At 62.1% G+C, this 26,287-nt stretch carries 24 protein-coding genes; 15 read left to right on the top strand and 9 right to left on the bottom strand.

Features of this window, described 5'->3' with window-relative positions; all coding sequences use genetic code 11:
* Positions 1 to 78: 78 nt before the first annotated feature.
* Together QWU43_RS06760 and QWU43_RS06765 are read right to left on the bottom strand one after the other, a co-directional pair.
* Positions 79 to 1,380, bottom strand: a complete 1,302-nt coding sequence (locus QWU43_RS06760; RefSeq protein ID WP_370914646.1) for an alpha/beta hydrolase — start codon at positions 1,378 to 1,380, stop codon at positions 79 to 81.
* A 105-nt stretch (positions 1,381 to 1,485) separates the two neighbouring features.
* Positions 1,486 to 2,604: an alpha/beta hydrolase gene (locus tag QWU43_RS06765; protein WP_370914645.1), complete on the bottom strand. Its 1,119-nt coding sequence runs from the start codon at positions 2,602 to 2,604 to the stop codon at positions 1,486 to 1,488.
* Positions 2,605 to 3,510: 906 nt separating this feature from the next.
* Here QWU43_RS06765 and lpdA point away from each other — a divergent pair.
* Positions 3,511 to 4,926, top strand: a complete 1,416-nt coding sequence (gene lpdA, locus QWU43_RS06770) for a dihydrolipoyl dehydrogenase (protein WP_370917456.1) — start codon at positions 3,511 to 3,513, stop codon at positions 4,924 to 4,926.
* Positions 4,927 to 5,027: 101 nt separating this feature from the next.
* On the opposite strand, the gene ramB is transcribed toward lpdA, so the two are convergent.
* Positions 5,028 to 6,458, bottom strand: coding sequence for an acetate metabolism transcriptional regulator RamB (ramB, locus tag QWU43_RS06775; RefSeq protein WP_370917457.1), 1,431 nt, complete (start codon positions 6,456 to 6,458; stop codon positions 5,028 to 5,030).
* A gap of 673 nt (positions 6,459 to 7,131) precedes the next feature.
* On the opposite strand from ramB, the gene QWU43_RS06780 reads away from it, so the two are divergent.
* From QWU43_RS06780 to QWU43_RS06815, 8 genes are all read left to right on the top strand, one after another.
* Positions 7,132 to 7,887 (top strand): succinate dehydrogenase cytochrome b subunit, encoded by a 756-nt coding sequence (locus QWU43_RS06780; RefSeq protein WP_370914642.1) that lies wholly within the window; start codon positions 7,132 to 7,134, stop codon positions 7,885 to 7,887.
* Positions 7,888 to 7,908: 21 nt separating this feature from the next.
* Positions 7,909 to 9,918, top strand: a complete 2,010-nt coding sequence (locus tag QWU43_RS06785) for a fumarate reductase/succinate dehydrogenase flavoprotein subunit (protein ID WP_370914641.1) — start codon at positions 7,909 to 7,911, stop codon at positions 9,916 to 9,918.
* Positions 9,918 to 10,667 (top strand): succinate dehydrogenase/fumarate reductase iron-sulfur subunit, encoded by a 750-nt coding sequence (locus tag QWU43_RS06790; RefSeq protein ID WP_370914640.1) that lies wholly within the window; start codon positions 9,918 to 9,920, stop codon positions 10,665 to 10,667. The genes QWU43_RS06785 and QWU43_RS06790 overlap by 1 nt, the downstream gene beginning before the upstream one ends.
* A 56-nt stretch (positions 10,668 to 10,723) precedes the next feature.
* Complete coding sequence (locus tag QWU43_RS06795) at positions 10,724 to 11,065, top strand: hypothetical protein (protein ID WP_370914639.1); 342 nt, start codon at positions 10,724 to 10,726, stop codon at positions 11,063 to 11,065.
* A gap of 93 nt (positions 11,066 to 11,158) precedes the next feature.
* Positions 11,159 to 11,293, top strand: a complete 135-nt coding sequence (locus tag QWU43_RS06800) for a hypothetical protein (protein ID WP_370914638.1) — start codon at positions 11,159 to 11,161, stop codon at positions 11,291 to 11,293.
* A 46-nt stretch (positions 11,294 to 11,339) separates the two neighbouring features.
* Positions 11,340 to 12,662 carry a DUF445 domain-containing protein gene (locus tag QWU43_RS06805; protein ID WP_370917458.1) on the top strand — a complete coding sequence of 441 codons (1,323 nt, stop codon included), beginning with the start codon at positions 11,340 to 11,342 and terminating at the stop codon, positions 12,660 to 12,662.
* A 51-nt stretch (positions 12,663 to 12,713) separates the two neighbouring features.
* Positions 12,714 to 13,481: a CGLAU_01105 family protein gene (locus QWU43_RS06810; RefSeq protein WP_370917459.1), complete on the top strand. Its 768-nt coding sequence runs from the start codon at positions 12,714 to 12,716 to the stop codon at positions 13,479 to 13,481.
* Positions 13,482 to 13,608: 127 nt separating this feature from the next.
* Positions 13,609 to 13,854, top strand: a complete 246-nt coding sequence (locus QWU43_RS06815; RefSeq protein WP_370917629.1) for a DUF2516 family protein — start codon at positions 13,609 to 13,611, stop codon at positions 13,852 to 13,854.
* Positions 13,855 to 13,947: 93 nt separating this feature from the next.
* Here the strand turns inward: QWU43_RS06815 and purU are convergent, their stop codons facing one another.
* Positions 13,948 to 14,850 (bottom strand): formyltetrahydrofolate deformylase, encoded by a 903-nt coding sequence (gene purU / locus QWU43_RS06820; protein WP_370914635.1) that lies wholly within the window; start codon positions 14,848 to 14,850, stop codon positions 13,948 to 13,950.
* A 75-nt stretch (positions 14,851 to 14,925) separates the two neighbouring features.
* Between purU and deoC the strand changes: the two genes are divergently transcribed.
* Complete coding sequence (gene deoC / locus QWU43_RS06825; protein ID WP_370914634.1) at positions 14,926 to 15,615, top strand: deoxyribose-phosphate aldolase; 690 nt, start codon at positions 14,926 to 14,928, stop codon at positions 15,613 to 15,615.
* Between the two features lie 11 nt (positions 15,616 to 15,626).
* Here deoC and QWU43_RS06830 read toward each other — a convergent pair whose 3' ends face one another.
* The 3 genes from QWU43_RS06830 to QWU43_RS06840 form a co-directional block, all read right to left on the bottom strand.
* Positions 15,627 to 16,436: a DUF2993 domain-containing protein gene (locus QWU43_RS06830; RefSeq protein WP_370914633.1), complete on the bottom strand. Its 810-nt coding sequence runs from the start codon at positions 16,434 to 16,436 to the stop codon at positions 15,627 to 15,629.
* A gap of 147 nt (positions 16,437 to 16,583) precedes the next feature.
* Entirely contained in the window at positions 16,584 to 17,417 is an 834-nt protein-coding gene (locus tag QWU43_RS06835) for a class I SAM-dependent methyltransferase (protein ID WP_370914632.1), read from the bottom strand.
* Positions 17,418 to 17,432: 15 nt separating this feature from the next.
* The gene (locus tag QWU43_RS06840; RefSeq protein WP_370914631.1) at positions 17,433 to 17,936 is read right to left on the bottom strand and encodes a DUF2505 domain-containing protein; all 504 of its coding nucleotides are present in this window, start codon (positions 17,934 to 17,936) and stop codon (positions 17,433 to 17,435) included.
* A gap of 23 nt (positions 17,937 to 17,959) precedes the next feature.
* Between QWU43_RS06840 and QWU43_RS06845 the strand changes: the two genes are divergently transcribed.
* Positions 17,960 to 19,120 (top strand): UDP-N-acetylmuramate dehydrogenase, encoded by a 1,161-nt coding sequence (locus QWU43_RS06845; protein WP_370914630.1) that lies wholly within the window; start codon positions 17,960 to 17,962, stop codon positions 19,118 to 19,120.
* 94 nt (positions 19,121 to 19,214) lie between these two features.
* On the opposite strand, the gene QWU43_RS06850 is transcribed toward QWU43_RS06845, so the two are convergent.
* A complete protein-coding gene (locus QWU43_RS06850; protein ID WP_370914629.1) occupies positions 19,215 to 20,966 on the bottom strand; it encodes a long-chain-fatty-acid--CoA ligase in 1,752 nt (583 codons plus the stop codon).
* Positions 20,967 to 21,206: 240 nt separating this feature from the next.
* Here QWU43_RS06850 and mshA point away from each other — a divergent pair, with 240 nt between their 5' ends.
* From mshA to QWU43_RS06870, 4 genes are all read left to right on the top strand, one after another.
* Positions 21,207 to 22,484: a D-inositol-3-phosphate glycosyltransferase gene (mshA, locus tag QWU43_RS06855; RefSeq protein WP_370914628.1), complete on the top strand. Its 1,278-nt coding sequence runs from the start codon at positions 21,207 to 21,209 to the stop codon at positions 22,482 to 22,484.
* Positions 22,485 to 22,569: 85 nt separating this feature from the next.
* The gene (locus tag QWU43_RS06860; RefSeq protein WP_370914627.1) at positions 22,570 to 23,316 is read left to right on the top strand and encodes a phosphoglyceromutase; all 747 of its coding nucleotides are present in this window, start codon (positions 22,570 to 22,572) and stop codon (positions 23,314 to 23,316) included.
* Between the two features lie 49 nt (positions 23,317 to 23,365).
* The gene (locus QWU43_RS06865; protein ID WP_370914907.1) at positions 23,366 to 24,607 is read left to right on the top strand and encodes a sensor histidine kinase; all 1,242 of its coding nucleotides are present in this window, start codon (positions 23,366 to 23,368) and stop codon (positions 24,605 to 24,607) included.
* Complete coding sequence (locus QWU43_RS06870; RefSeq protein WP_370914626.1) at positions 24,604 to 25,290, top strand: winged helix-turn-helix domain-containing protein; 687 nt, start codon at positions 24,604 to 24,606, stop codon at positions 25,288 to 25,290. The genes QWU43_RS06865 and QWU43_RS06870 overlap by 4 nt, the downstream gene beginning before the upstream one ends.
* Here the strand turns inward: QWU43_RS06870 and QWU43_RS06875 are convergent.
* Complete coding sequence (locus QWU43_RS06875) at positions 25,272 to 26,264, bottom strand: hypothetical protein (protein WP_370917460.1); 993 nt, start codon at positions 26,262 to 26,264, stop codon at positions 25,272 to 25,274. The two genes, QWU43_RS06870 and QWU43_RS06875, sit on opposite strands and share 19 nt — an antisense overlap.
* Positions 26,265 to 26,287: the final 23 nt, after the last annotated feature.

Below are 26,287 nucleotides of genomic sequence, written 5' to 3' on the forward strand. Positions count from 1 at the left end.
CTCGTCATCGTACCGGCCGACGGGAGCAGGAAACCCGCCGTCCGGAAGGGAACGACGGGCTTCGTGGAACGTCGGGGCCTAGCCTGCGGCAGGGCTGGCACCGGGTAGATCGGTGATCTCGAGGGGAGCGGGGTTGCGGAGCTCCTCGATGATCTTGTTGACGTCGATGGTGCCGGGGTCAACGGCCTTCTCGACATCTGCGGGTGTCATGACTTCCGCATTCGCGGCACGCCTATCGGCATCGGTGATCTCGTTGTCCAGGCCGAAGGCCTTGGAGAACGTCACCCAGGAACCACGGAGATCCTGCTGCCAGTACGGCCAGGAGTGGGTGCCGGTTGGGCGGAAGTTGAAGTCCGCCGGAATACCCTCGGCATCGAGCTTGGCTTTGAGGTCGTGGGTGCACTTGTTCGTGGCAGCCTCGATCAGGCCGCCTTCGATCACCAGGGTTGCGACTGTGGAGGAACCACGCCCGGCACTCCACAGGTCACTCTGTCCGGCGAGACCGGAGGCATTGGACACGTAGATCGCGGTGCCCTTGAGCGCCGCTGCATTGATGAGAGCATCGTTGTACGTCCACAGTTTGGAACCGAGCGGGCCCCACATCTGTTCCTTGGTGGCACCGCCCCTACCGAGCGTCACATCAATGAATGTCGGCCCGAACCCGTTCGAGGTTTCGGCGCAGCCGGAGAACGACCCGACTGCGTCATAGAAGCCCTGATTGTGCTCCGCGAGCAGCAGCGAGGACGTCGCCGTCATCGACATCCCGACGATTGCGCGCTTGCCGGAGGTGTTCAGTGCGGTTTCCAGGGGGCCCGGAAGTTCCTTGGTCAGGAATGTCTCCCAGGTCTGCTTTCCACCCAGGCTCTCAACGTCCTCCACCCAGTCGGTGTAGTACGAGAACTTGCCCTGCATTGGGATGGCCACGTTGACGTTCTTGTCCAGATAGAACTTGAGGGCATCGGACTGCATGACCCAGTTCGCGCGCCCTTCGCCTCCGTCTCCACCGTTGAGGAGGTAGATGATCGGACGCGGCCCGGCGGACTCATCGGCTTTGACGATGACGAACGGAACCTGACGGTCCATCGACGGAGAGTACGCCCACCATTCCGCGACGCGGCCCTTGTATTCCCTGTTGTACGCCTGGACCAGCTCGCGCCAGGCGAGGGCTTTGTTTCCGTCGTAGGCGGTACCGGGTTCGCCGATGTCGAGGGGCCCCTGGGTGATCTGGGCGGGAGGGAGTCCGTCGTTGACATCCTCGGGAGTTAGTTCAGCGGCCGCTGCGACGGGTGCGGTGAGAACCACGGATGCAGGGGTGACCAGAAGGGACACAGCGAGAGCGGTGGCTGTGACGGGGGAAGAGATGCGGTGGTGAAGGTTCACGGTGGAGCCAATCGGTCGTCGGGATGGAAGAAATGTGCGGGTCCGGTGGAGGACACCGGAAAATGAAACGTCCGGCCATCGGGGAACTGATGGCCGGATGGGTTTCTATTCGTCGAGGCCGAAGGCTCGGGCAAAGACGGGCCAGGAGTCACGGAGATCCTGCTGCCAGTAACCCCACGAGTGGGTTCCGGTCGGACGGAAGTTGAAGTTTCCGGGAACTCCCTGAGAATCCATCTTCACCTTCAGGTCGTGAGTGCACATGTTGGTGGCACCCTCAATGATGCCCCCGTTGACGACATGGATGAAGACGTTGAGCGGCTCGCCACCCGTCCACGGGGAGGTCCAGAGATCCTCGGTACCGGCGTAACCGGAGGCGTTGGAGACGTAGACCTCGGTGCCGCGGAGCTTGTCGGCGTTGATGAGGGCGTCGTTGTAGTGCCAGTTCGGGGTACCGAGTGGGCCCCACATCTGTTCCGGCGTGGCCCCGCCCCGGTTGAGAGTGAGCCGGATGTACTCGGGGGCGAGTCCACGGGAGGTTTCGGCGCAGCCGGAGAAAGAACCGACGGCGTCGTAGAAACCGGGATTGTGCTGGGCCAGGAGGAGCGAGGAGGTGGCCGACATCGACATACCGGCGATCGCGCGCCTGTTGGTTGCCCCCAATTTCGTTTCGAGGGGTCCGGGAAGTTCCTTCGTCAGGAACGTCTCCCAGGTCTGCTTGCCGCCGAGCGCGGGGACGTCCTCGACCCAGTCGGTGTAGTAGGAGAACTTGCCCTGCATCGGGATGACGACGTTGACGTTTTTCGTCAGGTAGTAGTCGATCACATCGGTCTGCATGATCCAGTTCGCTCGACCCTCGCCGCCGTCGCCGCCGTTGAGAAGGTAGATGACCGGGCGGGGACCTGCAGTCGGATCGGCCTTGATAACGACGAGCGGAATGTCCCGGTTCATCGAGGGAGAGTGAGCCCACATCTCGACGACCCGACTGTTATCGTATTCGCTGATCTTGTCACGCCAGATCAGCGAGGTGTTGCCATCATAGGCGGTTCCAGCCTCGACATCGCGGGGCCCCTCGGTGACGGTGGCGCGGGGGGTGTCTCCCGCTACCTGTGCCGGGGTGAGATCGGAGGCCAGTGCAACGGGGGCGGTAAGCGTCATACCCGTCACGGCTGCGGCGGACAGGGCTAGAGCTGCGACCGGGGCCGCGATGCGTCGGAGATTCCTCATGAATGTTCCTTGTTGTAGTCGTGCGCTGTATCGGGGAATGTCTTCCCGGCCGCTGCGTCCCGCTCCGGGATGCGGGGCAGTCGGCTGCGTCGTCTCCGTCATCCCTGGGCGAACTTCGGGATGGTGTCGGTTGACCGGATCTGACGGGTATGTCGTGGATCGTCACCCAAACGTTAGCACTCCGTGTCCGAGCGGTGCCCCACCCGGATTTTGTGGGGGAATCCAGTGCAGGGGCGGAAACGTGGTGGCGTGACGGGGTGTTCCGGAAACGCTCGGCACCCGCATCGTACGACAGCGGAGCCGCGTCTCAGCGTGTGTCTTCAAGTTACTGGTGTTGTTAATGTGACACAAGGGGCAATGGCGCCCGGGCTGTTCCGCCTTTGTGGCGGATGTCCCGTGTCCATCGCGCATAGCTGGGCGGGTCGATGCCCCGTCGGGCGTAACGTCGTAGACACCTCGTCCGTATACACCGGACAGTGGTACTCCGGTACTTCCCCGGTTCCATGCCCGGAGCCGACACCCTTCGACTGAAAAGGCAGAATAATCTGATGCAGGCACTCGAACCCATCATTCTCATGATCAACAATTTCCTCGGGGTCATCGCTCATGCGGGTTCCTCCGTGACCAGTGCACTCTCTCACGGAGTAGGGCGTTTCTGAGATCAGTACCCAGTGTTCCCGGGCTTCGCGTGAGCGTTGATTTCCGGGGGACAGAACGAGGGGTCCACCACGCACCCAGGTGTACGGTGGACCCCTCGTTTCAGCTTGGGCTCCGTGCGGGTGGGCGGTACTTCCGGTGTCTGTGGGGTGGGGCCGGGTTCCGCCGTAGGGTGACTGTCGGGTGCTGCCCGCGAATTGGTGGGGCATTTGCACGACATTCCTTGCACGGACACGTATCCTTGTGCGTGTGACTGAACATTATGACGTTGTTGTACTCGGCGCGGGTCCCGGTGGCTACGTGTCCGCCATCCGTGCTTCCCAGCTCGGCAAGAAGGTTGCCGTCATCGAGAAGCAGTACTGGGGTGGAGTGTGCCTGAACGTGGGCTGCATTCCGTCGAAGGCATTGCTGAAGAATGCGGAGGTGGCCCACACCTTTAATCATGAGGCGAAGCTCTTCGGCATTTCCGGTGACGTCTCCTTTGATTTCGGCGTGGCGCATGACCGGTCGCGGAAGGTGTCCGCAGGCATCGTCAAGGGTGTCCACTATCTGATGAAGAAAAACAAGATAGATGAGATCAACGGACTGGGCTCTTTCGTTGATGATCACACCATTGAGGTTACGGACGGTGACGATGCGGGAAAGAAGGTCACCTTCGACAACTGCATCATCGCCACCGGCTCAGTCGTGCGTTCGTTGCCCGGGATCGAAATCGGCGGCAACATCGTCTCCTACGAGGAGCAGATCCTCGACAAGGATTTGCCTGAATCCATGGTCATCGTCGGGGCGGGTGCCATCGGTATGGAGTTCGCCTACGTGCTCTCCAACTATGGTGTTGACGTCACCATAGTTGAGTTCATGGACCGGGTACTGCCCAACGAGGACGCGGATGTTTCCAAGGCGATCACCAAGGAGTACAAGAAGCTCGGTGTGAAGATCCTGACGGGACACAAGACCACCGCGGTCCGAGACAACGGCGACAGCGTCGAGGTTGACGTCGAGTCGAAGGACGGCAAGAAATCCGACACCCTCACCGTCGACCGGGTTATGGTCTCCATCGGCTTCGCTCCCCGGGTTGGGGGATTCGGTCTGGACAAGGCGGGCGTGAAGCTCACTGAGCGTGGCGCCATCGATATTGACGAGCGCATGCGCACCAACGTCAAGCACATTTATGCCATCGGTGATGTCACCGCGAAGCTTCAACTCGCACATGTCGCAGAGGCGCAGGGGGTTGTCGCTGCCGAGACGATCGCGGGTGCCGAGACGATGGAGCTGGGCGATTACATGATGATGCCGCGTGCCACGTTCTGTAACCCGCAGGTGGCTTCCTTTGGATACACCGAGGAACGAGCCCGTGAGCTGGCTGATGAGCGCGGTTGGGAGATCAAGACCGCCACGTTCCCGTTCTCCGCGAATGGTAAGGCGCAGGGGCTAGGCGAACCGGCCGGTTTCGTCAAGGTCGTCGCCGACGCCGAGTTCGGTGAACTGATCGGTGCGCACATGGTCGGATCCAACGTGTCCGAGCTGCTGCCCGAGTTGACCCTGGCTCAGCGCTTCGATCTCACCGCTGAAGAGGTCGGGCGAAACGTGCATACCCACCCGACGCTCTCCGAAGCGATGAAGGAAGCTGTCGAGGGCATCTCCGGACACATGATCAACCTCTGATCGACACTGTTCCAGGGCCGTACCGGTAAACCGGTACGGCCCTTGTCTTTGCCGTGATTCGAATCCGTGCCCGTGTCGTTCCCCACGTATCCGGGACGGGATCAGTAGGGGGCGACGGTCGAGGTGTGTGCGTCGATTTTCAGTGGTCGGTGCACAGGTGGGAATGCGCGCTGTGCACAGTCGGTTCTGGAGCACACACGGCATCCTGCGCCGATCGGAGTGGCGGCGTTGAGATTCCTCAAGTCGAGTCCTTCCGCGTAGACCGTCCGTTCCGCGTGGCGGGCTTCGCATCCGAGCCCGATAGCGAAGAGTTTCCCCGGTTCTGCGAAGCGACTGCGGTGGTGGTGCACGGTACGCGCGATCCACAGGTAGGTCCTGCCATCGGGCATCTGTGCGAGCTGACGCATGATCGTGCCCGGATTGGTGAAGGTCTCGTAGACGTTCCAGAGGGGGCAGGTCCCGCCGGAATGCGTGAAGTGGAAACCCGTCGCAGACTGCCGTTTGCTCATGTTGCCCGCACGGTCCACGCGGACAAAGGTGAAGGGGATCCCCCTCATCTGCGGTCTCTGGAGCGTGGACAGTCGGTGGCAGATGGTCTCGTACCCGGTACTGAATAATTGGCTGAGATACTCGATATCGTATCTGGAGTGTTCGGCTTCTGCGTGGAAACGTTGGTACGGCATGAGCAGTGCGGCCGCGTAGTAGCTCCCGACGCCCCGGATGGCGAGGATTCTGGATTCTTCCGAGGTGAAGTGTCCACCGTCGACTGCTTCGGAGACGAGGTCGGGTGCCTCGAGGTGCGCCAGCTCGGCCGCCATCCGGAAGGAACGTTGGCCGCTGGTCAATCGAGGGGAGAGGAATATCACGCCCTTCTCAGGGTCGAACCGGTGCAGGGTACCCTTCTGCCCTGTCCCCTTCCGTACTGAGATTCCGTGCCGGGAGAGCCTCCGGGTGATCGATGCCTCCGTCTCGCTCGGATCGGTGGGATCCGGATTGACCTTGACGGAGAGAATCTCTGCCGAGGTATCCAGTTCATCGAGATAGTTCTGGCGTGAGTAGAAGAAGTCCCGGACCTCTTCGTGTGGCATTCCGAGTGGGTTGTCGACGGCGCGGAGACCGATTTCCGGTTGCGGCGGGAAGTGGCGTGCGTCGGTGGCCAGGGAGAGTTTGTCCCTGACGTTTCGGTAGCGGCGGTGCATGTCCACCATCGCTCTCGCGAGTGAGGGATGGTTGTACACCAACTCGGAGAGTTCCTGGAGTTCCACTGGATCCGGGCAGATCTCCCGGTCGAGGACCACATCTTGTACTTCCGCGAGAAGACGCGAATCGTCGTCTCGGGAGAAGAATGTGGCGTCCACACCGAATGCCTCCGTGATCCGGAGAAGGACCGGGACTGTGAGCGGGCGCACATCGTGTTCGATCTGGTTGACGTAAGACGCCGAAAGGCCCAGCGTTGCAGCCAGGGAAGCTTGGCTGAGGTCGCGTTCGCGTCGAAGTTGCCGCAATCGGGAGCCCACATACGTCTTACTCATGGACCGTAGTCTAAGTGAGGGCGTATTCCCTTTGCAGGTGTTTGCTCGTGGAATGCACATATCTGCAATACCCCTCGAACTGGGGGAGATGGAAAATCTCGGGCGGCGGAGCTTTGCGGATGTCTGTGAAACGGGGGGAGTTGTCCGCCGCTGGTGCGAGGGGTGGTGATCTCTGTCGGGGGGATGAGGGCGTGGCCTGCATTGCTTCTGTCCACTGCTGGCGGTGTGGGCGATTGTCGCCGGTTACTTGACTGCCCCTGGGTGTCTGCCATCGGTGGCATCTTGGGTGGCTTGGCTCTGCAGGTGTGGCTAGATGGTTGTTCTGGTGAGGTTGCGTGGTCCCGCGGGGGGTGATTGGGGGGCTTAATTGCGGTACTGCGAGTGGTGCGGGGGTAGATTCAACTAAAGATTGATCCCGAATGGGGTAGGCGTGACACGACAAACCCTTATCACGTGTCAGAGATCACATCCTGAGATATTTCTCTAAATATGCCACTGTTTCGGCTGGTGGGGACGCTGGATTGGTCATGAGGGAATGTCAAAAAGAGGTAACGCTACCCTAAAGTTCATTAAAGCGGCAGGGTTGAGGCGTGTGAGCTACATCACCGGGTTCATTAACGGCTGGTTTGGCGGGATTAACGCGCCGTAAGGTTAGGTCAACACTGGAGGTGCCATGACTATTAAAGATATGGACCGTGACGCAATCCGTCACGGCAAAATTACTGAGAAACCGCTGCGTGAGCGGCCGAAGGTTCCGAGCTGGGCGCTGAAGCTGACGATGGCCGTGACCGGACTCATCTTTGGCGGCTTTGTTCTCATCCACATGATCGGAAACCTGAAGATCTTCCTGCCCGCCCATGACGGTGAGCCGGCGATCGACGTCTACGGGGAGTTTCTCCGAACCGTCGGTGAACCGCTCGTTCCCCGTGAAGGCGTGCTCTGGATCTTCCGTATCGTTCTGCTCACCGCTCTGATTCTGCACGTCTACGGTGCATTCGCGTTGACCGGACGCGCACATCAGTCACGCGGTAAGTTCCGCCGAACCAATCTGATGGGTGGCCTGAGTTCTTTCGCCACCCGCACCATGATCGTTTCCGGTCTGGTGCTCCTGCTGTTCATCGTCTTCCACATCCTCGACCTGACCCTTGGCGTCCAGCCCGCCGCCTCAGAGGTTTTCGAGCACGGGGCGGTCTACGCGAACATGGTCGCGAGTTTCAGCCGCTGGCCTGTGGCGATCTTCTACATCGCTGCGATGGTCGTGCTTTTCGTGCACCTCTCCCACGGACTGTTCACCGCAGTCAGTGACCTGGGGATCACCGGGCACCGCACCCGTGCCGTCCTCTTGTTCGTCTCCTACCTGGTACCTGCTGCCGTCATGGTGGGCAACATCTCCATCCCGCTGGCCATCGCCCTCGGCTGGATCCACTAGGCCACGGAAGGTAATCACACTATGAGCACTCACTCTGAAACCGCCACCAAGCCCGACTTCGTCCAGCCGCTCTCCTGCGTCGAGGGCGTAACCCCGGGGCGGATCCTCGAAGACCACGCCCCCAAGGGGGTCCCGATGAAGGACGCCTGGGAATGGCAGAAGGACCACTACAACCTGGTCTCACCGCTGAACCGTCGTAAATTCCGCATCATCGTCATCGGCACCGGCCTCTCCGGCGGCGGTGCGGCGGCAGCTCTCGGTGAGCTTGGCTATGACGTCAAGGCCTTCACCTACCATGATGCTCCTCGGCGTGCCCACTCGATTGCCGCCCAGGGTGGCGTCAACTCCGCCCGGGGCAAGAAGGTCGACAACGACGGCGCTTACCGCCACGTCAAGGACACCGTCAAGGGTGGCGACTACCGTTGCCGTGAGACGGACTGCTGGCGCCTCGCCTACGAATCCGTGCGTGTCATCGACCACATGAACGCGATCGGTGCCCCCTTCGCCCGTGAGTACGGTGGCACCCTCGCTACCCGGTCATTCGGCGGTGTGCAGGTTTCACGCACCTATTACACCCGTGGACAGACCGGCCAGCAGCTCCAGCTTTCCGCCGCGGCTGCGCTGCAGCGCCAGATCCACCTCGGTTCGGTGGAGATCTTCACGCACAATGAGATGGTCGACCTCATCGTCAAAGAAGAGGCGGACGGGACCAAGCGCTGTCACGGCGCGGTCATGCGTAACCTCATCACCGGGGAAATCACAGCACATACTGGTCATGCGGTGATTCTCTGCACCGGTGGCTACGGAAACGTCTACTACATGTCGACGTTGGCGAAGAACTCGAACGCCTCCGCCATCATGCGTGCATACGACCACGGTGCCTACATGGCCAGCCCGTCCTTCATCCAGTTCCACCCGACCGGCCTGCCGGTCAACTCGGAATGGCAGTCCAAGACGATTCTCATGTCGGAGTCTCTCCGCAACGACGGGCGCATCTGGTCTCCGAAGGAACCGAAGGACGACCGCGACCCGAACTCGATCCCCGAGGATGAGCGCGATTACTTCCTTGAGCGGCGCTACCCGGCATTCGGTAACCTAGTTCCCCGTGACGTCGCTTCCCGCGCGATCTCACAGCAGATCAACGCCGGTCTCGGTTGTGGTCCGATGCACAACTCCGCGTACCTGGACTTCCGGGACTCGATCGAGCGCCTCGGCAAGGACACGATCCGCGAGCGTTACTCCAACCTCTTCCAGATGTACGAGGAGACCATCGGCGAGGACCCCTACGTCACTCCGATGCGGATTGCTCCCACCTGTCACTTCACCATGGGGGGGCTGTGGACCGACTTCAACATGATGACCTCCATCGAAGGCCTGTTCGCCGGTGGCGAAGCAGGCTGGACCTACCACGGTGCCAACCGCCTGGGAGCGAACTCGCTGCTCTCTGCGTCCGTTGACGGATGGTTCACGCTCCCGTTCTCCGTTCCGAACTACCTTGGCCCGCTGCTGGGGTCCGAACGTATGGCGGAAGATGACGCGGTCGCCGTCGAAGCTGTCGAACGTGCACAGGCGCGGCTGGACAAGCTCATGAATATCAAGGGCACCCACGGTCCTGAGTTCTTCCACCGGAAGCTCGGGGACATCCTCTACTTCTCCTGTGGTGTGGCCAGGAACATCAAAGACCTCGCGGACGGGATCGAGAAGATCCGTGCGTTGCGCAAGGAGTTCTGGAATGACCTCAACATCACCGGTAATGCTGACGAGATGAATCAGGTTCTCGAGTACGCCAACCGAGTCGCCGACTACATCGATCTCGGCGAGCTCATGTGCGTCGACGCCCTGGACCGTGACGAGTCCTGCGGTGCGCACTTCCGCGATGACCACCTTTCCGATGAGGGCGAAGCCGAGCGTGACGACCTGAACTGGTGCTTCGTCTCCGCCTGGGAACCGAATGGCGAGAATAAGTTCATCCGCCACGCTGAGCCGCTGTACTTCGAAGCGATCCCTCTGCAGACAAGGAATTACAAGTAATGAAACTGCATCTCGAGATCTGGCGCCAGGCCGGACCCACGACCGAGGGTCACTACGAGTCCATCGATGTTCCCGATGCCGTGGAGCAGATGTCCATCCTGGAGCTTCTGGACCACGTCAACGAAACACTGATTGAGTCGGGCAAGGAACCCTTTGCCTTCGCCTCTGACTGTCGTGAGGGTATCTGTGGTACCTGCGGTCTGACGGTTAACGGTCGTCCACATGGGCCCGAACAGAACAAGCCATCCTGTCAGCAGCGGCTGTTCAACTTCTCCGACGGTGACACCATCAAGCTGGAACCCCTGCGTTCTGCCGCGTACCCGGTGATCAAGGACATGATTGTCGACCGCTCCGCACTCGACCGGGTCATGCAGCAGGGTGGTTACGTATCGGTGAATGCCGGTACCGCCCCGGATGCCGACACGCTGCACATGAACCATCAGACCGCTGAGCTCGCGCTCGACCATGCGGCCTGCATCGGTTGCGGAGCCTGTGTTGCAGCCTGCCCCAACGGGGCTGCACACCTATTTACCGGAGCGAAGCTGGTTCACCTTTCGCTCATGCCCCTGGGTAAGAATGAACGGGGTCGTCGGGCGCGTAATATGGTTGATGAGCTTGAGACCAACTTCGGGCCGTGCTCACTGTTCGGTGAATGCGCGGACGTGTGTCCGGCCGGGATTCCGCTCACCGCAGTCGCGGCCATCAACAAAGAGAGGGCCCGCGCGGCCTTCACCGCAAAGGATGCCTAGGGTCATCGTTCGATGAATCCGGGCCGACGGTACGATGACGAAAGGCAGCAACCGCTATGTCCGCTAATCCGGTGAAATCCGAGCAGTCGTTCCCACTGTTCGAGGGTGAGCCACACTACGTCGAGGGTTACCATCCCTCCAGCCTCGACGCACAGCACTCCTCACTTCTTCGCTTGTCCACGTGGGCCGGGATGGGGTTGATTCTGGCGTCCCTCGCTGGGTTCGGTGGCCTGGTCTACGGCCTCGGCTCATGGTCCGTAGGAAGCCAGCCGCATTGGGGAACCGTAGCCATCATCGGTTCCATCATCGCGGCAGCGTTCCTCGTGGGTGGCTTCTGGCTCATCCATCACGGGCGCCGCTACTACCGCGAGTACGCCGCACGCACCGGTCGGCACTGAACCCTAGAAGCGGCACATGCACTGACCCCTCAGCAGGCCCAATTCGGGAAGCTGTGGGGTCTTTTCGTTGTTGGGATCGGTAGAATCATCGGAATGCAACGCAAGATTCTCTGGATTCTGATCACCGTGTTCACCGTTCTTGTCGCACTCAGTCTCATTCCACGTGCCATTGAACTGTGGGATGCTGAACCTCCGTGGCGGAGCGCTGTCGCGCAGAGCCAGTTCTGACTGCGGCGATACCCGTAAATCGGAGGGTAACCGTCATAATGGTGCGATGGGCACACATGAATTCACCACGCACAGGGATGCAGAACCCCTGGCCGTCCCAGGGCCTTCTCCCGAGGTAGAGGCTGAACGGCGTCGACAGTTGCGGCGCTACAAGGCTTTTGCCACCGGTCTCCTCATCATCGCCGCTGCGATCTTCCTGTTCTGCAGATGGTTGGAGACCCGGCCCGGTGGAGTCGACCCCTGGGTGGGTTTCGTCCGGGCTGCGAGCGAAGCGGGGATGATCGGCGGTCTTGCTGACTGGTTCGCAGTTACCGCATTATTCCGTCGGCCCCTCGGATTGCCCATCCCCCACACCGCCATCGTCCGCAACAAGAAGGACCAGATCGGTGAGTCTCTCGGTGGTTTCGTTGGGGAAAACTTTCTCAACGCGGAGCTCATCACCGCCAAGGTACGCGCGGCCGGGATCCCCAACAGGCTCGGACGTTGGTTGTCGGAGCCAGACAACGCCGAGACCGTGTCCAGGGAGATCGGGCGACTCACCGGAAAGATCATCACCGCGCTGGATCCCGCAGACGCTGAAGCGGTAATCAATTCGACGTTAATCGAAAAACTTGCAGAACCGGAGTGGGGACCTCCCGCAGGCAAACTCATCGGCCAGCTCATCGAGGAAGGGAAGACCGAACCCATCGTCGATGAACTCGTGCACTGGCTACACATCAAGGCCGAGGACGCCGGTCCCTTCATCACCCGGATGCTGGACGAACGGCGACCCAGTTGGGCCCCCCAGATACTGAATGACGTGATCGGGGACAAAGTGCACCGGGAATTGGTCGAGTGGACCGCTGCCGTCGCCGCTGACCCGGAACACGAGGCGCGGCAGGCCGTGCGGCGTTTCATTCGACAGCTCTCCACCGACCTCCAGAATGATCCGGAGATGATCGGGCGTGTGGAGAAGATAAAACGGGACATCATGGGGTCCACTCCGGTACAGGGGGCGGCGGCAACCATCTGGCGTAGTGCATCGAGGTCCTTGCTCAGTGCGTCCGCCGATCGCGACTCCCTCTTGCGGTCTAAGACCAGAGAGCTTGCGATCACCTGGGGAAACAACCTCCTTGACGATGCGGCGCTCCGCGAATCACTCGACCGACGTGTCACCGGGGCGGCTGCTTTCCTCGCAGACAACTATGCGGAAGAAATCACCTCTATCATCAGCGAGACGGTCGAGCGCTGGGACGCGGATGAAGCCGGGGAGAAGATCGAGCTGATGGTCGGGAAGGATCTCCAGTACATTCGACTTAACGGCACCATCGTCGGCGCGTTGGCCGGACTCGGTATCTACGCCGTATCCCACCTGCTTTTCGGCGCTTGACGGGTGACCTGCAGGCACCGATCTGATAGCCCATCACAGAAGGAGTTTCACATGGCCCCCACAACCCCGAACGACAAGGGACACGAGGACACAACCGCATCTGACAAGTCGGCATCCGCGGGTGGACGCGACAGCGGTGTGCTGGCTGAGGCACTGGAGAAGCTCCGCGAGCCGTTCAACGCCTGGGTCAGCGCCGGAGCTTCCCTGGGGCCCTTAGTGGGTGAACTGGGGGACAAACTCCGCGCCGATCTGCGCCACGTGGATAAGCGCGAGGATGCGGATTCGGCCAGTGAAGCGGTCGGAGAACGTGTTGAGGAAACCGCGGACGAAGCCAAGAAAGCCGCTGAGAATCTCGGCTCAGCCCGTTCCACAGAGGAAGCGAAATCAGCGGTCGCCGGGTTCGCGGCAACCGCTGAGAACACACTGCGGGATCTGTCCGACTCCGTCCGCAATGCAGCCGGACAGGCCCGGGACACCGAGGCGGCCGAGCAGGCACGCACCGCATTTCAGGAGGCAGTGGAGTCCACCCGCCGTACCTTCGATGAAGCGGTCGAGGCACTCCGTGAGCGCAGCAGCAGGGGCAGTCGCGACACGGATGCTGCAGAGAACGCCTCCACAGTCGACGAACTTCGCAGTGCCGTCGACGACCTCGTTGCACGGGCGGGGGAAGTGGTTCGCGATCTGAAGAACACCGGAGGCGAACGGCTCGATGATCTCCGCACACGGGTCCAGGACTCCGGTTCGGAGAAACAGGAGGCCGCCGATATCATCGACGGAGAAGTCGTCCACGAAGGTGACGAAACCGAACCCGGAAAGTAAGTCCCACGGGGTGCCACCGGGTTAGGTCCCACCCCGTTCAACCCGATCCCGGAAAGGACCCCGGTCCGACATGGACATCTACATCTTCACTGCGCTTAAAGCTATCGAGGACATCAGCCGCCTTCTGATGGCGGTCGTCGGTCTACTCGGCATCATCGGGGCGGCATTGTGTGCGGCGACACGCGAGGACGCTTATACCGCTGCAGACAGGCAGCAGAAGTGGGTCTGGGTGGGATTACTCGTCGGTTCCGGGATTGCGCTGTTCCTGGTCATCCCGTTCATGTACTGGGCAGGCATGGTCATCATCGGAATCTACTGGTTTGATGTACGCCCCGAACTGAAGGATATCGTGGACGGGGAGACCACCTGGTGAAGCAGATGTGACGATGCCCCGGGTTGGTTCCGTGTGGGACCATCCGGGGCATCTCCATATCCGCCGTAGACCATCCCGGCGGACAACGTCGGATCAGTCGAAGACGACCGTGCGGTTGCCGTAGACCTGGACCCGGTCCTCAAGGTGGAAGCGGAGTCCACGGGCGAGAACGATCTTCTCGGCATCCCGACCGAGACGCTGCATGTCTGCTGGGGTGTCCTTGTGGGTGATCCGAATGACGTCCTGCTCGATGATGGGGCCGTCATCCAGCGCGGAGGTGGCGTAGTGGCAGGTGGCGCCGATCAGCTTCACGCCCCGCTTGTATGCCTGGTGGTAGGGGCGGGCGCCCATGAACGACGGCAGGAAGCTGTGGTGGATATTGATGGCCCGGCCCTCCCACATTTCACAGAGGTCCGGGGGGAGGATCTGCATGAATCGAGCAAGGACGACGGCGTCCGGTTCGTGTTCGTTGACCAGCTCCGCAACCCGGTCAAATGCCGCGCGCTTACCGACCGCATCCTTGGGAAACGGAACATGGTGGAAGGGGACACCGTGGTTCTCCGCAATACCGCGCAGATCCTCGTGATTACCGATGACGGCCGCAACCTCCATCGGGTAATCGTTCTGCTCGACGCGTCCCAGGAGATCATGGAGGCAATGTCCCTCTTTACTAACCAGAATGACAGCCCGCTTGGTACGGGCCGTATCCCAGATCCGCCAGCGGGCCGCAGCACCGAACTCAGCGGCCACCTTGTCGAACTCCTCCCGGAACACGTCGACCGGGGTGTCGAGCGATTCTGCCCGGAGTGCCTGTCGGGTGAAGAACCACCCGGAGTCAGGATCCGTGAAATAGTCCGCTTCAGTAATCCATCCGCCGTGCTGGGCCACGAAGGTGGAGAGACGGGCGACGATTCCCGTGGTGTCGGGGCAGCCGAGAGTAAGAACCAGTTGGCGTTCGGCGACGGGTACGGTGTGGGAGTTGTGGGCGTTGCTCATTTCACGAATTCTACCCCGGTGGTCAACCACTGTAGATCGGCCGGTCCGTCCTCGAACAGGCTAGGCTCGTGAACCATGAATGATTCCCTCACCCGTGACCGTCTAGCCCGCATGATCGACTACACTCTCGATACCCCGTGGGCGACCACCGCGGAAGTCCGTGCGCATGTGTCGAAAGCACTGGAGCTAGGCGTCGGGCAGGTCTGTGTGACGCCGTCGATGCTGCACGCGACGAGCGCTGCGGACGGGTTCGGTCTGAGGGTCGTCTCAGTCTGTGGTTTTCCTTCGGGTGGACACCATCAGTTGATCAAGGCCGCGGAGGCTCGCCTGGCCGTCGAATCGGGGGCCGATGAGGTGGACGTCGTGATCGACCTCGCTGCGGTTCGGACGGGGGACACCAACCGGATGATCGGGGAAATCGTGGCTGTCCGTGAAGCCGTCCCTGCACCGGTGACCCTCAAGGTGATCATCGAGACGGGACTCGTCGGGGAGGCGGAGATCCGTACTGCGGCCCGGGCGGCACGCACTGCGGGGGCGAACTACATCCGAACCTCGACCGGTTGGGTGGACTGCCCCGGTGCCACACCGGAGATTATCGGGATCATTGCGGAGGAGGTCGGGCACGGTCTCGGTATTGAAGCTGCCGGAGGAATCACGACGATTGGACAAGTCCGGAAACTCGTGGCGGCGGGTGCCACCCGACTATCCGTCGGCGCGGCGGCATCTGCGCTTCTCGACGCCGCCGCTGGTGACTCCGAGGGCTGAGTAGGCGGCTGTCAACCAACCTCGTCGAGATTGACGTTCTCACCACTGAGTTTGAGGTGCATGCCGTTTCGCCGTACGGAGACAGTATCAATCCGCATACCCTCGCCGAGTTCTGGAGCACTGGACTTCAGCGCCTTGCTGATGGCTCCTGTCACCTCATCGGGGAGCGTGAAACCGAACAGTCGGGTTTCCGTCGCTTCCATCTGGAGCTGGCCGTCCACGGCACTTGGCCTGATGATGAGCCTCGCCGCGCCATCCGTGAACTCGACATCGAGGGTGTCCGTCTCCGGATCCGTCCGGATGTCGGTGACCTGAACGAGGTTCTGCAGGAGTGCTCCCGCGAGTCCGTCTCCGGCGATGCTCGTCTGCTCGGCCATCGCAGCCTGCACCTGGGCGAGCATGAGATCGTCGGGGATCTTGGTTTCGATGGTGATGTGACCGGCAACGGGGCCATCGGGATCTCGTAGTGCGAGATCGGTGATGTGGATATCCGCTGCGGGCGTTCCCTTGATATCCGGCCCACCGTTACTCCCATTGCGGGTGATCTGGAGTGTGGCCGGTGTGGAGACGTTAACGGTGGGAATCGTCCCGGTGGCGATAGAGAGCAGGAGCGGGGTCGGACCGAACCCGATGTCTGGTTCGCGGCTGGTGACCACTCCGTTCAGGGTGGCCTGCTCATCGAAATCATCCTTGAGCTCCTTCGATATCACCATTCTCAGGGCGATTTCGGCGATCAGGAGAATGATCAACAGGGAGACAACGATTCCCAGCAGAATCTTCCACCAGATGGAACCACGTTTTTTGCTCACAGGTCTACTCATTTTTCCCAGTGTTCCTGATCTTGTCCTCCGGTGCCACATCCGCTGGTGATGTTACTCGGACGTGGAGGAATGCCGTCGAGAAACCTGCTGCGACTGTACAGTTAGCTCGGTTAAGCCACCGGATCAGGGGCCATGGTTTTCCTACTGCTAGAAGGTCGCCACATTTTCTTCAGGAGCAATGACGGACCAGGGCACGGTGAGGAGGCAATCCCTGACCGGACGTCGGATGGGGGTGAGGGGGATTCCCGATCCGGCAAGGATACGGCGGGCCTCCCGCCACCGGACGCGTGGCCCGTGCGGGGCCCAACCGGCCGCGTACTCCCAGGCACGATCGGCTGCGGTCAGAAGATCGTGGATTGCCTCACCCGGGAAATTCCGGTGGATGAGGATCTTCGGGAGCCGGGCTGCGACGTCGGAGGGGCGTTCCACATCGAAGGGGTCCCAGGCGAGGGTGAGCGAGACCGGGCCGTGGGCGTCGAGAAGCACCCAACTGCCCCGGCGTCCCAGCTCATCACAGGTCCCCTCGACGAAGAGACCGCCCGGTGCGAGCCGTGAAATCACGGTTTCCCATGCTGGATGCACCTGCTCGACGTCGTATTGGCGAAGTACATTGAAGGCACGGACAAGGTGTGGAGTGTGCCCGGCGAGTTCGAATCCGCCGAGCTCGAAAGTGACCCCGTCCCTGGGGGGAAGGACCCGCTCCGGGGTGATCTCCAACCCGGTGACGGTGATGTCCGGACGGAGCGTACGCAGCCACTGTGCCCACTCAACCGTCGTGGTGTCAGAGGCACCATATCCGACGTCGAGGGCCAACGGGGACTCTGCCCGCCGCACGATTTGCCGGATACGCGGTTCATGCACCATCCACCGGTCGCATCTACGGAGCCGGTTCCGGTTAGTGGTGCCACGGGTGGACACACCGATGGGCCGACCACGGCTGGCGGAGAAATCCGCTGCTAGATTATGCGCGTGATCGGCCATGAAGGGTGCTGTGAGTCAGTTGTTCTCGGAGATCCACTTCTCCGTCAGCTCGGCCTCGGTGACCGTTAGCTCGGCGACGGCGTCCGCGACCTTCGGTTCGATGGCGGGACCCATGAACGGAACCGTGACGTTGATCTCGTGGTTGTAGTGCATCGTGGCGGTGGCGTCATCACCGGTCAGCTTCAGGTCGCCGGCGAAGTCCACGGGGGCGCCCTTGACATCCGCCACGTAACGGCCCTCGGCCTCGGTTCCGTTCAGCGGACCGATCTTCACGGTGCGCTTGATCTTCAGCGCCTGGCTGATCATCGCGCGAACCGCCTCGGGCAGGAGGTCGGTTGGCATGACCTCGTAGAGCACGATCTCGACGCCTCCGTCGACCTCCTCGAAGGAATGCACCTCACCGGCCTCAGAGGAGAGGTTGGCGACGTTGTACTCCCAGTACTCGCGGTTGGTCAGTGCAGCGTGGACCGCTGCCGGCGGAAAATTGACGGTTGCAGTGTTCTCTTTACGCGTGGTCATGGGTTAAGACTACCGTTAAGGGGGTGTCTCCTTCATCGCTGGCCCACAGATTCAACGAACTCCATGTTGCTCTCCAGAATATTGACAGCATCCGGTTCGATCACGATTTCCGGTTCTCCGACGTCACGACCCTCCACCTCGGAGGGCGCCCGGTCGGAGCCGTCCGCTGCGCGACGACGGCCGCGCTCAGCGTTGCAGTCATGCGCGCTGACGCCCTCGACCTTCCGGTGTTGGTGGTGGGAGGAGGCTCGAACCTCGTCGTCGCAGATGGTGATCTGCCGTTGGTTGCTGTCGTTGTGGACTGCAAGGATGTTCACATCGACGTAGAACGGGGGGTTCTGCGTGCGGAAGCGGGAGCCGTGTGGGACGACGTCGTCGCCGCCTCCATCGACGCGGGACTAGGCGGGATCGAGTGCCTCTCCGGCATCCCCGGGAGCGCCGGTGCCACGCCGGTACAGAATGTCGGGGCCTACGGAGCGGAGATCGCCGATGTACTCACCCGGGTACTCCTGCTCGACCGGAGTACAGGTACCGTCGACTGGGTGCCAGCCGCAGCGCTCGAACTCGGCTACCGCACCTCGAACCTGAAACACACGGACAGGGGTGTCCTCCTCGCAATCGAGCTTAACCTCCGCACCGATGGATTGAGCGCACCACTCCGGTTCGGTGAACTCGCCCGGCGATTGGGCGTGACCGCCGCCGATGTCGGGGCCACCGACGGTGTACGTCGACCGGCGGCCCTGGTGCGGGATGCCGTCCTCGAACTGCGGCGCGGAAAAGGGATGGTCCACGACCCGGCGGACCACGACACCTGGTCCGCCGGGTCGTTCTTCACCAATCCCGTCATCGCCGACAGTGACGTCACGGACGTGCGGGTCGCCGTGGCCGCCCTGCACGGTGCCGCCGTCGCGGATGCGATGCCCTGTTATCCCGCAGGTGAAGGGCTGTCGAAGCTTTCGGCGGCATGGCTCATCGAGCGCGCCGGGTTCGTCAAAGGATATCCAGGCCCGGACGCGCAAGCCAGGTTGTCCACCCGCCACACCCTCGCGTTGACGAACCGGGGAGGGGCCACGACCGCAGATCTCGTGGCACTCGCCCGTGAAGTGCGAGCCGGGGTTCGGGAGGCGTTCGGCGTCACCCTGCACCCGGAGCCGGTTTGGGTCGGTGTCGACATCGACGGATGAGTGTCTCCGTTTCCCTGAGAACGGCAGGAGATACAGGAACGGCCCGCTCGAGGTATTTTCCATTCGGGTGGGCCGTTCCTGTCGGGGGAAAAGGCTACGCCCCCCGGTTTTCCTTGGATTCCTTTAGCGCCTTCTTCTCTTCCGTGCTGCCGTACCGTTCGACGAGCTGGTCCCGGACCTCCCGGCGGCGGATCTTGCCGATCTGGTCCCGCGGCATCTCATCGAAGTGGTAGAACCGCCGGGGAACCTTGTACCTGGTCAACAGCTCACGGCAGTGCTCCTTCAATCCCTCGGGGTCGAGGGCAGCGCCTTCTGCGAGGGTGATCGCCGCCACGACCGACTCCGAACCGTCTGAGCGGGGCATTCCCACCACGGTGGCGTCTGCGACGTCGGGGTGCGCCATCAGCGCCTCCTCCACCTCACCGGGATAGACGTTGAAACCACCCGTGATGATGACCTCCTTGATGCGTGCCACCAGGCGGATGAACCCGTCGGGCTCCATGACCCCGACGTCCCCGGTGCGGTACCAGCCGTCGTGGAAGGACTTCTCAGTGGCTTCCGGTTGATTGAGGTAGCCCTGGAAAACCTGGGGTCCGCGGACGAGAACCTCGCCTTCCTGGCCGTCCGGAACCGTGACGTCGAGGTTATCCGGGTCGGCGATCCGCACTTCGGTGTCGGGGAAGGGCACCCCGACGTAGCCGGGGCGGCGTTCGGGTGTCATCGGGTTTCCGACGATGATCGGTGAGGTCTCGGTGAGGCCGTAGCCCTCCACGAGGAGTCCACCGGTGTAGCGCTCCCACCGTTCGACCGTCCGGGCTGGCAGAGTGGAAGCGCCGCAGAAGCTGTTGCGTACGCCGGAGATGTCCACCCCAGCGGACTCGGCCGCTTCCACGATGCGCTCGTAGAGTGCCGGGACGCCGGGCAGCCAGGTGGGGGTGTTCTTCTGCATCGCCTTCATGATGAGCTTCAGGTCCGGGGCGGGCAGCAAAATGATCTCGCCACCGATGAAAACTCCGAGCGTGACGTTCATGGTCAGGCCGTAGGCGTGGAACATCGGCAATGCTGCGAGGAGCACCTCATCCTTTTCACCGAGTCCGGGGACCCAGTGTTTGCCCTGGATGATGTTGGCGACGAGGTTCGCGTGACTCAGTTGCGCGCCCTTGGGGGCACCGGTGGTGCCGGAGGTGTAGAGGATCAGAGCGATGTCGTCCTTCGTGATCTCCGGGTCTTCCAGGGTGCGGCCGTCGCCGCCGATCGCCTGCCCGATGAGAGCCTCCCACGGGACCGTGTTCGGTGCCTGTGCAGTCAAGCGGTCCCGCATCTTGTGGATCATCGGCAGAGGCAGCTTAAGGAGGAGCTGCTGGCCACGGGGCATGGCCTCGGTCATGTTGACGCTGATGATCGTCTCCAGGTGTGTGCGGCCGCGGAGCTTCTCCAGGGTTCCCGCAGACTTGTCCCAGCAGATGGCGACCCGGGCACCGTGGTCGTTGAACGGGTGTTCCAGTTCGTGGGCGGTGTAGAGGGGATTGTGTTCGACGACGGTGGCACCGAGTTTCAAGACCGCATAAAACGCGACAATGTGCTGTGGACAGTTCGGCATCAGGAGTGCGACCCGGTCACCGCGCCGGACACCGAAGGCGCGGAGGCCAGCGGCCGCCCGGCGGACCTGCCGGTCGAGCTCACTGTAGGACTGCGTACGGCCGAAGAAACGGGTGGCGTTCTTATCACCGTTGACCGCCAGGTTGTTGTTGTAGTGGTCGATCAGCGTTGCATCGCCGTACTCGAGACTGTGCGGCGTCCAGTCCGCGTAATGGTCGAGCCAGGCTTTTGATTCAAGTGCCGACATGGTGTCCCTTCGTAGGAGGATTGCTCACAGATGGGCGTACGTAACGCCCGCAGCGGTGTCGATGTCGTGGATGGTGGCCGGTGAACAGGCGCGATGAATCGCGCAACGGTCGTTACCGGTGTTTTTCTCATCCGGTTCGGAGAACGTCAGTACTTCCCGAGTATAGCGTCGGAAGGTGAGTGATCACTCACCTTCCGACCGCGTGGGAACCTCATGCATCGTCGAATTAGGATGGCTCGCATGCGCGTCGCGATGATCTCCATGCATACATCACCACTGCAGCAGCCGGGTAGTGGTGACGCCGGGGGGATGAACGTTTATATTGCCTCCACGGCCCGCCAACTGGCGCGGATGGGAATCTCGGTGGACGTGTTCACCCGTGCGACTCGCCCCAGCCAGGGGGAAGTGGTCGAGGTTGAACCGAATCTCAGGGTGGTTAACATTGTCGCCGGCCCTTACGAGGGACTGGACAAGGAGGCGCTGCCCACCCAGCTCACAGCCTTCGCCGGGGGAATCCTGTTGTTCGCCCGGTGCGGGGCATTGGCCTATGACGTGATCCACTCCCACTACTGGATGTCCGGCCAGGTCGGGTGGTTGCTCCGGGACATCTGGCAGGTTCCACTGGTGCATACGGCACACACGCTGGCTGCGGTGAAGAACGAACACCTCAGCGCAGCGGACTCTCCGGAATCGGAAGCCCGCCGGATCTGTGAACAACAGATCGTGGACAACGCCGATCAGCTCGTCGTCAACACGCGGGAGGAAGCCCTGAACCTCGAACGCCACTATGACGCGGAACCCGATTCAATAACCGTCATCCCCCCGGGGGCCGACACAGAATTGTTCACTCCGGGTACCGAGCGCGCCACCGAACGATGCCGCCGGGAACTCGGAATCCCACTGCACGCGAAGGTCGTGGCGTTCGTCGGCAGACTTCAAGAGTTCAAGGGACCGCAGGTGCTGATCCGGGCGGTTGCGGAACTAGCCGAGAGAGATCCGCAGCGCAATCTCCGTGTCATCATCTGCGGTGGACCATCCGGTCGATCCGCGACTCCGGAACAGTACCGGGATCTGGCGGAGGAACTGGGGGTCGAAAGACGCATCCGCTTCCTGGATCCCCGTCCCCCGGAGGAGCTGGTCACCGTTTACCGGGCTGCGGATGTCGTCGCCGTGCCGAGCTACAACGAGTCCTTCGGACTGGTCGCGATCGAGGCACAGGCCGCGGGAACCCCGGTCGTGGCATCCCGGGTCGGTGGACTCCCGATCGCGGTGGCGGAGGGGAAGACCGGAGTACTGGTCGACTCGCATGAGGCGGCGGACTGGGCGGATGCACTGGCCCGGGTGCTCGATGACGATGAGCTGCGGATCGCCATGGGGGAATCCGCGGTTGTCCACGCCGCGGAATTCAGTTGGCCGAGGACGGCTGCACACCTCGCGGATCTGTACCGCGAAGTCATCGGATACACACCGGAACGCTGTTATTCGCGCCGGGCGGCGGCCGACCGTCATCCGCGGTGACGTCAGTGTGAACATCCGGTGAATCCTGCCTGGGCTTTTCCGCCGGTTCCGGCACGATGTGGCGGGGCGTGGAACAATGGTGGTCATGAGTACCGGAAAGCTAATTCTGCTCCGCCACGGCCAGAGCCAGTGGAACGCCTCGAACCAGTTCACCGGGTGGGTGGACGTCGACCTGACTGATCAGGGTCGCGACGAAGCCCGCCGCGGTGGTGAACTGATGCGCGAGAACGACATCCTGCCGGACGTGGTCTACACCTCTCTGCAGCGCCGAGCGATCAACACGGCGAATCTCGCTCTGGACGCCGCAGACCGACACTGGATCCCCGTCGTCCGTGACTGGCGTCTCAACGAGCGTCACTACGGTGCGCTGCAGGGCCTGAACAAGGCCGAGACGAAGGACAAGTACGGCGAGGAACAGTTCATGGCCTGGCGTCGTTCCTACGACACACCGCCGCCTGCGCTGGAAGCCGATTCCGAGTTCTCCCAGGCACACGATCCCCGTTACGCTGATCTGGACAAGGTGCCGGACACGGAGTGCCTCAAGGACGTCGTCGCCCGTTTCGTGCCGTACTTCACCGAGGAGATCCTGCCCCGGGCGCTGGCCGGTGAGACCGTACTGCTCGCTGCGCACGGCAACTCGCTGCGTGCCCTGGTCAAGCACCTCGATGGAATCTCCGATGAGGATATCGCGGGTCTGAACATTCCTACCGGAATTCCACTGGTCTATGAACTCGACGAGAACGGGGCTGTCCTCAACCCGGGCGGCACCTACCTTGATCCCGAGGCAGCAGCAGCCGGTGCCGCGGCTGTCGCCGCCCAGGGTGGTAAGTAACCGGATCAGGTTCAGAAGCTGACGACCCGGAGGTTGACGGCAGGTGTCTCTGTCTGTGTGGGCGGGGTTCGTCGGCGGTGTGATCCTCACACTGTGGGCGGTACCGGCCGTTGAATTCCTCCGTCGGCGCCTCCGAACGAAACGCTCTGCCGCGACATTGGCGGAGCATCAGGTGACCACGGTCTCCCAGGTACTGCACCTCGCCGTGCAGGGTGCCCCGACAGCGGTAACCGTTGTCGGGCGTGGGGGGGACGTGGTCCTCTCCAATTCCAGGGCGCATGAGATGGGTATCGTCCACGAGCGCTCCCTGAACGAGAAGGTCTGGGAGTGTGCTCTCAAGGTCTTCGAAGACCGGGAGTCGCGGGTCATCGACCTCGCGGGGCCGGCCCGTCGCGCGGGTAGCCGGGTGATGGCGGTTCAGGCTGTCGTCAAACCGCTCACTCGCGTGGATTCCAGGTTCGTCATCGTGTACGGCACTGACGAGTCGGAGAATCTGCGGATGGAATCGGCTCGGCGGGACTTCGTGGCCAATGTCTCCCACGAGCTCAAGACACCGGTGGGGGGTATGGCGCTGCTCGCCGAGGCGCTCATCGAATCTGCGGACGATCCGGAGTCGGTCAGCTATTTCGGGGGAAGACTGACCAAGGAGGCACACCGGCTCGCCGACATGATCAATGAACTGATCTCCCTGTCGAAGCTCCAGGGTGCCGAGAAACTCCCAGGCATGGAACCGGTCTCCGTGGACTCCGTCATCGCGGAGGCGCTCTCGCGTAACGAACTGTCCGCAGAAAACGCGGGTATCTCCCTGGTCCGGGGAGCGGATACCGGTGTTGAGGTGGACGGGGACGCGAGCCTGCTCATCACCGCGGTATCCAACTTGATCGGCAACGCCATCAACTACTCTCCCTCCGAAACCACCGTCTCGGTGTCTCAGAAGGTCTCCGACGATGGATCCGAGGTGTACATCCGCGTGACGGATCGGGGGATCGGGATCGCTCCGGAAGATCAGAAACGCGTGTTCGAACGGTTCTTCCGCGTCGATAAAGCCAGGTCGCGATCCACCGGCGGTACCGGACTGGGACTCGCTATCGTCAAACACGTCGCAGCGAACCACGGTGGATCCATCACGCTGTGGTCCAGGCCGGGGACCGGGTCAACCTTCACACTCATTCTTCCCGTGCACCGTGCCGGGGAGGACGACCCTCCTGATGGTGTGGACCTAGCTGAATCCATAGAACTGACGAAGAAACCGGCGCCACTACGCGCCCGCAGAAAGGACCGTGCAACATGACCCGCATCCTGCTCGTGGAGGACGAGGAGTCGTTGGCCGACCCATTGGCCTTCCTTCTGAAGAAGGAGGGCTTTGAAGTGATCATCGCCCCTGATGGGCCGACCGCTCTGATCGAGTTCGGACGTAATGACATCGATATCGTGTTGCTCGACCTGATGCTGCCGGGGATGTCCGGTACGGACGTCTGTCGACAACTGCGTGCCACCTCGTCCGTTCCGGTCATCATGGTTACCGCCCGCGATTCCGAGATAGATAAGGTTGTCGGCCTCGAACTCGGCGCTGATGATTACGTGACCAAACCGTACTCGTCCCGGGAACTGATCGCCCGTATCCGCGCGGTTCTACGTCGTGGCGGTGACGTGGAGGATGAAGCTGGAGACCCCCAGGTTCTGTCCGCCGGTCGCGTGCGGATGGATGTGGAACGGCACACCGTCTCAGTTGCCGGAGAAGAGGTGGCGATGCCACTCAAGGAGTTCGATCTCCTCGAGTATCTCCTGCGGAACACCGGACGAGTGCTCACCCGCAGTCAGCTCATCGATCGGGTCTGGGGAGCGGACTACGTGGGTGACACTAAAACTCTGGACGTCCATGTGAAGCGGTTGCGTGCGAAGATCGAGGAAGAACCCTCCCGTCCGAGATACCTGGTCACCGTTCGGGGACTCGGTTACAAGTTCGAGGACTGATCTGCACCACCCCCACCCGGTTCCGGGGCCTGGTGAGCGGCCGCCGTCGCCGGGTGTGGGATGCCTGGTAAAGCGCCCGCTCCGAAGCCGGAATCATGGAGATAGTCCGCGGCCGCCCGGCGTTGCGCACAGTGCTCAGCGAGAACCGCATAGGCGTCTGCTCCCATTAGCGCGACCAGTTCCTGCCGGTGGCTCAACCACACAGGCTGCGTGGACGTGTGGCAGGCCGGTGACGTGGTGCAGTACCAGTCGAAATCCTCGCCGCCCTCGCCCCAGCCGCGGCGCGTGTACTCGGTGATTGTGGTGCGTAGGATCTCAGTTCCGTCGCCGCGGTCTTCCCAGTCCTCGAGGCGTCGTAGGGGAAGCTGCCAGCACACTTCGGGTTTCACGACGGTGAGATCTTCCCCAGTGGCGGTGGCCCACTGGTGTAGGGCACATCCCGCGCCGGTGGCCCAGCCTGCGCGGTTCGCGAAGATGCAGGCCCCTTTGACGACCACCGTCTTCAAAGCGGGCTCCGGTTCGCCGTCCTCTCCGTCGAGTTCATCCCATTCCAACCAGGGTTCGAGGGTGTCAGGTTCCCGATCTGCCGCGCGTTCCGCGAGCCATCCGTCGGCGCTGGCGGGGCGGAGCTGCCAGAAGTGTGCGGGCATCCGGGATACCGCGTCGACAAGTTGTTCCCGGTCCTCCTCGTCGCAGAGAAAGGCACCGTGCACGCAACATCCGACATCGGACTGTGTGGCGTCTATGCCCTTGCATGCTCCGGTGCCGAACTGGCACCGATAGTAGGACTCGAGCCAGGTCAGGTCGATTGAGAAGACGTGCTCGGGATCGCCGGGATCGGAGAACTCGAACCATTCTCGAGGATGGTCCGGTGGTAGTTCCGCGCCTGAACGGATCGATGCTGCCGCCGGTGAGCTGGCCGGAAAACCCAACTGCACCGGTCGCGACACGGGTTCGGTCTGCGGGCAATTCACACCTGCCTACGCTAGACCGTCTA

This window comes from Corynebacterium sp. CCM 9204 (genome assembly GCF_041357695.1).
Taxonomy (GTDB): Bacteria; Actinomycetota; Actinomycetes; order Mycobacteriales; family Mycobacteriaceae; genus Corynebacterium.